Annotated in this window: 3 protein-coding genes; 1 reads left to right on the top strand and 2 read right to left on the bottom strand. The window is 71.6% G+C overall.

All coding sequences use genetic code 11. The annotated features are described in order from the left end of the window. A partial coding sequence (locus tag R6V09_RS51670) for a class F sortase (RefSeq protein ID WP_317888333.1) occupies nt 1-488 on the top strand: 488 nt, incomplete at its 5' end. A 13-nt stretch (nt 489-501) separates the two neighbouring features. On the opposite strand, the gene R6V09_RS51665 is transcribed toward R6V09_RS51670, so the two are convergent. Both R6V09_RS51665 and R6V09_RS51660 read right to left on the bottom strand, forming a co-directional pair. Beyond that, nucleotides 502-1,764, bottom strand: coding sequence for a glycosyltransferase family 39 protein (locus tag R6V09_RS51665; RefSeq protein ID WP_317888332.1), 1,263 nt, complete (start codon nt 1,762-1,764; stop codon nt 502-504). Further along, a partial coding sequence (locus tag R6V09_RS51660) for a GtrA family protein (protein WP_317888331.1) occupies nt 1,761-2,142 on the bottom strand: 382 nt, incomplete at its 5' end. The genes R6V09_RS51660 and R6V09_RS51665, both read right to left, overlap by 4 nt.

The following is a 2,142-nucleotide window of genomic DNA, read 5'->3' as shown; positions in this document are numbered from 1 at the left end:
CGGCCGCCGGGCGCACCGCGGCCCGTGCGCTGCCGCCGTCGCCGCCGGACCGCATCCGTGTCCCGGCCATCCATGTGGACGCCCCGCTGATGGGCCTCAAGCTGACGAGCAACGGCAGCCTGGACGTGCCCCCGGCCGCGAAGAAGAACCTCGCCGGCTGGTACGAGGCCGGCACCACCCCCGGCGAGACCGGCACGGCGATCGTCGCGGGCCATGTCGACAACGCCGACGGACCCGCCGTCTTCTACGACCTCGGCGCCCTGAAGAAGGGCAACACCATCGAACTGGACCGGCTGGACGGCACCGTCGCACTGTTCACGGTGGACGCCGTCGAGGTGTACCGGGCCAGCCACTTCCCCGACCAGAAGGTCTACGGCGCCGCCGAGCGGCCCGAGTTGCGGGTGATCACGTGCGGGGGCGGCTACTCGCGGTCGACTGGTTATCAGGGGAATGTCGTCGTGTTCGCGCATCTGACGGGCAGTCGCTAGTCCTCAAGTCCGGTTACGGGACGCCGAGTTCGAAGAGGGCGTAGCCCGCGTACGAGCCCGACGCCAGGGCCGCGATCCCGAGCAGCGTGAACTGGTGGGCGAGGCTGAGGCGGCGCAGTGCGGCGGCGAGGGGAAGGAAGAGGGGGAAGAGGGGGAGCAGATAGCGGGAGACGTTGCTGAATATCTGCTGGCTGCCCAGGACGAGCGCGACGGTGAGGACCGTGTAGACGAGCAGTACGGCCGGGGGGCGCAGCCGGATCAGCAGCGGGAGCAGTGCGAATCCGAGCAGGACCACACAGGCGCTGATCAGGTCCGCGAAGGGCCAGGCGAAGAGGTAGGTGGTGTGGCCCACCGGGATGGAGGTGAGGACGTCGAGGGTCTGCCGGCCGTAGTCCCACTCGTGGGCCCAGGCCCCGGACTGGAGCTTGAAGTAGCCGCCGTAGTCGCCCATTTGGTGGCCCACCCAGCCCAGGTAGGCGAGCAGGCCCAGCGGTGCCATGGCCATCGCGGCCAGCGGGCGCGGGATGCCGTCCCGGCGGTCGCGCAGTGCGAACAGGGCCGCGACGGTGACCGCGGCTATCAGTGCCGCCGCCGTGGGCCGGTTGAGCCCGGCGGCGCAGGTGAGGAGACCCGCGGTGAGCCAGCGGCGGGTGAGGACGGCGTGGCAGGCCCAGGCGGCCAGGGCGACGAAGAGGGAGTCGGAGTAGACCGCCCACTCCACACCGGAACCGGGCCACACGGCCCAGAGTCCGGCCGCCGCCAGCCCGGCCCGGCTGTCCAGGAGGTGCGCGGTGACGGCGTAGATGCCCAGGGCGGCGGCGAAGGAGGCCAGCACGGAGACCAGCAGGCCGGCGCCGTAGGAACCGAGACCCGTGAGTTCCGAGGTCAGGCGGATCAGCGCCGGGTACAGCGGGAAGAACGCCGCCGAGTTTCCTTCGAGGGTGATCAGGCCGGTGGCGCCGGGGACCCGGACCAGCTCGGGGTGGTAGCCGTGGACGGCGATCTGCTGGTACCACCAGCCGTCCCAGCTGGCCAGTACGTCCCACGGGTGGGCGCCGCCGCCGAAGCGCGGGTTCTTGGTGCGGTAGTTCCCGGCGGAGTGCAGCAGCCACATGAAGGAGGCGAAGCCGATGAGCTTCAGCGCGCCGTAGAAGGCCAGTGCGGGGGTGTACTCCCTGACGGTCCCGCGCAGCCGTCGCCACTCGCCGTCCGTGGTGGCGGGCCGCTCCGGCAGTCTCGCGTTCCAGTTGCTCGCCTCGGTGATGGTCTCGTTCATGCGCGGAACACCCACGCCCGGAGAAGGAGGAAGCGCAGCACGGTCGCGGTCAGGTTGGCCGCGAGGAGTACGGCGAGATCGGTGGCGTGGGTGGCCGAGGGCGCGGCGTGGTGCAGGGCCGCGAGTGATCCGCTGGTGAGCGCCAGGCCGATCAGGAAGACCACGAGCCCCTTGCCGTGGTGGCGCAGCGCGCTGCCGCGTCCCCGGTGTCCGAAGGTGAGCCGTCTGTTCGCGGCCGTGTTGGCGAGGGCGCAGAGCAGGAGCGCGAGCGCGTTGGCGGCCTGGGCGCCGAGTGCCGGGCTCAGGGCCGCGTACAGCAGGAGGTGGCCTACGGTGCTCATCGCGCCGATGGCGGCGAAGCGCGCGAGCTGGGCGGCG

This window comes from Streptomyces sp. W16 (genome assembly GCF_033194735.1).
Taxonomy (GTDB): domain Bacteria; phylum Actinomycetota; class Actinomycetes; order Streptomycetales; family Streptomycetaceae; genus Streptomyces.
This window is presented reverse-complemented; position numbering and strand designations above follow the sequence as displayed.

Bases quoted from the DNA above. Each gene is read 5' to 3' on its own strand.
- R6V09_RS51665 (WP_317888332.1), bottom strand. From the start codon at position 1,764: ATGAACGAGACCATCACCGAGGCGAGCAACTGGAACGCGAGACTGCCG.